The organism is Winogradskyella sp. (genome assembly GCF_965656915.1).
Taxonomy (GTDB): domain Bacteria; phylum Bacteroidota; class Bacteroidia; order Flavobacteriales; family Flavobacteriaceae; genus Winogradskyella.
In genome coordinates, this window is sequence record NZ_CBFHMI010000100.1 from 1 (window position 1) to 3518 (window position 3518).

Annotated in this window: 3 protein-coding genes and 1 pseudogene; all 4 read left to right on the top strand. The window is 32.4% G+C overall.

The window, feature by feature from the left end; translation table 11 throughout:
* Positions 1-562: pseudogene (locus ACTG3Y_RS13315) on the top strand (DoxX family protein); the annotation flags it as partial.
* 1 nt (position 563) lies between these two features.
* The gene (locus ACTG3Y_RS13320) at positions 564-1640 is read left to right on the top strand and encodes an ABC transporter permease (RefSeq protein ID WP_439153409.1); all 1077 of its coding nucleotides are present in this window, start codon (positions 564-566) and stop codon (positions 1638-1640) included.
* A gap of 84 nt (positions 1641-1724) precedes the next feature.
* Positions 1725-2474, top strand: coding sequence for a triose-phosphate isomerase (gene tpiA / locus ACTG3Y_RS13325; protein ID WP_439153410.1), 750 nt, complete (start codon positions 1725-1727; stop codon positions 2472-2474).
* A gap of 2 nt (positions 2475-2476) precedes the next feature.
* Positions 2477-3313 (top strand): 50S ribosomal protein L11 methyltransferase, encoded by an 837-nt coding sequence (gene prmA, locus ACTG3Y_RS13330; RefSeq protein WP_439153411.1) that lies wholly within the window; start codon positions 2477-2479, stop codon positions 3311-3313.
* The last annotated feature ends 205 nt before the right edge of the window (positions 3314-3518 follow it).

The window sequence follows — 3518 nt, forward strand, 5'->3', positions numbered from 1 at the left end:
AGCTTATAAAATTGGCAATAACTTACAGGAACAAATGACAATTCCAGAGGATGCAGCAAAACCAATAATTGAATATACTTGGACGTATAATGTTAATGGTGAGGATAAGGAGTTTGTAACTAATGGCAGTTCACCTAACACAGATGGTGAATTCGTTGGTGTTGAAACAAAGACTATTGATGAAGGATATATTCCACCAATACAAGATTTTTCAATAGAATCTGATGATGAAGATCTAACAACTTATTTCCTTGAAAAAGAAAATCTTGTAATGATAGCAATGTACGACATTTCAAAAGCAGAAGAAATGGGTGTAGCTAAACTAAAATCATTTACTGAGGAAGCTATTAAAAAGGGTTACACGGTTATTGGTTTAACGTCTTCAGGAAGAGAAGATAAGGAGCAGTTAAAATCGGTTTATAATTTGAATTTTGACATTTATTTATGTGATGAGAAAGTCATAAAAACTATTGTACGTTCTAATCCTGGTATTGTAATTTTAAATAAGGGTACTGTGATTAACAAAGCACATTGGAATGATATAGAGGACATAGAACTTTAATGTGATCAATTATTTTTTAAATAAACTACTCTATGCTTTTATCACCTTAATCGGTGTTGTTACGGTCATTTTCTTTTTATTTACAATCCTACCAGGAGATCCTGCAAAAATGATGTTAGGGCAAAATCAAACTGAAGAACAGGTAGAAGCTGTTAAGAAGAAGTATGGTTTTGATAAACCTGTTGGAACCCAATTTTTATACTACTTAAATGATTTGTCACCATTATCATTTCATTCAACGACCGAAGGAGATTATACACATCTAAGTCCTAATAAATACACTGCTACCGAACTATTCAGTATTGGTAACACGACTACAGTGTTAAAATCACCATACTTAAGAGAATCTTTTACAAAACAAGGTAAAAAAGTAACTCAGGTTATAGGTGAAACTATTCCTAACACTTTTGTATTGGCTGTATCAGCAATAGTCATAGCTATTATACTTGGAATTCTACTTGGAATCGTTTCGGCATTGTATAAAGACACCTGGTTAGATAAAACAATTCAAATCCTTAGTACTTTAGGCATGAGTGTACCGTCCTTTTTTAGCGCCATTTTATTTGCATGGTTGTTTGGTTTTGTGTTACATAAATATACCAATCTCGAAATGACAGGTAGTTTATATGAGTTAGATGATTTTGGTGAAAAAATGACTATAAAATGGAAGAATTTAATACTTCCAGCTGTTGTTTTGGGCATACGACCTTTGGCAGTTGTTATCCAGCTGATACGTAATTCATTATTGGATGTTTTAAATCAAGATTTTATAAGAACAGCAAGAGCAAAAGGACTAAGTGAATTAAAGGTCATAAAAAATCATGCGGTAAAAAACGCACTTAATCCGGTAGTTACAGCAATTTCTGGCTGGTTTGCGTCTATGCTTGCTGGTGCTGTATTTGTGGAGTATATTTTTGGCTGGAATGGACTGGGAAAAGAAATTGTAAATGCATTGAATACGTTAGACTTGCCTGTTATAATGGGCTCAGTTGTAGTTATAGCCATAGTATTTATCACAATTAATATCTTTGTAGATATTATCTATGCTTGGTTAGACCCTAGAGTGAAGTTGTCTTAATAAATAGATAATAATTATCAAGCTCCCTTCTTCATTAATGTCTTATTTTTGTAATCTTAAAATAGAATATAAACATATAGCATTATGAGAAAACATATAGTTGCAGGCAACTGGAAAATGAATAACGGTTTAATACAAACAAAATCATTAATCTCTGACCTTAAGAAACAAACTAAAACTTCTGATGCAGAAGTAATGATTGCACCAACTTTTACCAACTTATGGCACGCTTTTGAATCTACACGACAAGATGATATTGAGGTTGTTGCGCAGAATATGCATTTCTCAGAAAATGGTGCTTATACAGGTGAAATAAGTGCGGGTATGTTAAAGAGTATCGGGATTAAGACTGTGATTTTAGGTCATAGTGAAAGACGTGCTTACTATAACGAAACAGATCAAGATTTAGCGAAAAAAGTGGATACGGCATTGGCTAATGAAATGAAAGTAATATTCTGCTTTGGAGAAGAGTTGGCAGATCGTAAAGCTGGTAACGAAGAAACTGTAGTAGAAAATCAAATCAAAAATGCACTTTTTCATCTTGAAGCAGACGTATTTAAAAATATCATTTTAGCATACGAACCTGTTTGGGCAATTGGTACTGGTGAAACTGCAACTCCAGATCAGGCGCAAGATATGCACGCATTTATTAGAAAGACTTTAGAGAATACATATGGTAATGAAGTAGCGGATGAAGTTTCTATTTTGTATGGAGGTAGTGTGAAGCCAAATAATGCTAAGGAAATATTTGGAAAGCCAGATGTTGATGGAGGTTTAATTGGTGGTGCGTCATTAAATGCCGAAGATTTCTTCGCTATAGTGAACGCATTTTAAGAATGTCTAATTCTACATACATAAGCTACGAGTTTAAAGTTGATCCTTTACAGCCGGCGACAGAAATATTGATAGCAGAACTTGGTTATGCTGGTTTTGAGAGTTTTGTTGAAAATGATGAAGGTCTTACAGCTTATATTCAAAAAGAGGAGTGGAGTGCATTTATTTTAGAGGATGTTCATATCCTAAGTTCAGATGAGTTTAAAATAACTTATGAGTTCAATGAAATAGAACAAACCAATTGGAATGAGGAGTGGGAGAAGAATTTTGAACCTATTGTTGTTGATGATTTAGTAACAGTACGTGCACCTTTTCATAATAAACCAAATACGAAATATGATTTAGTAATTGAGCCAAAAATGAGTTTTGGTACTGGGCACCATGAAACCACACATATGATGATTCAGCATATTCTAAAGAATGATTTTAAGAATAAATCAGTGTTGGATATGGGTTGTGGAACAGGTGTTTTAGCTATTCTAGCCGAAAAAGTAGGAGCCACTAAACTAGATGCAATTGATATAGATAATTGGTGTTACCTCAATAGTTTAGAAAATGTAGAAAGAAATAAGTGCAATAATATTTCTGTTTACGAAGGAGATGTTAAGCTGCTAGACGGTAAAAAGTATGACATTATAATTGCGAATATTAATAGAAACATATTATTGGCTGATATACCTAAATACGCAGAATGCTTAAACCCAAATGGAAATCTTTTTTTGAGCGGTTTTTATGAAGATGACCTGGATTTAATAACTACAAGTTGTATTGATCATAGGCTTGATTTCGAAGAAAAAATTATTAAAAACACTTGGGTCGCTGCTAAATTCAAAAATTGAGAATAATATAACATTTTTACCTATTAGATAATTTATCTTCAATAATTTTAGAAAAATTAACACAAATATTCTAAAAAGTGTGGTTTTTCCACAACATTTTATCTTTTATAATTCTTAATTTTAAGTCAAATAATATTATTTAATTGTAGATTTTAATTGTGAACTATTACACATAATTCACCTGGAATATCTACGCCCACGATTA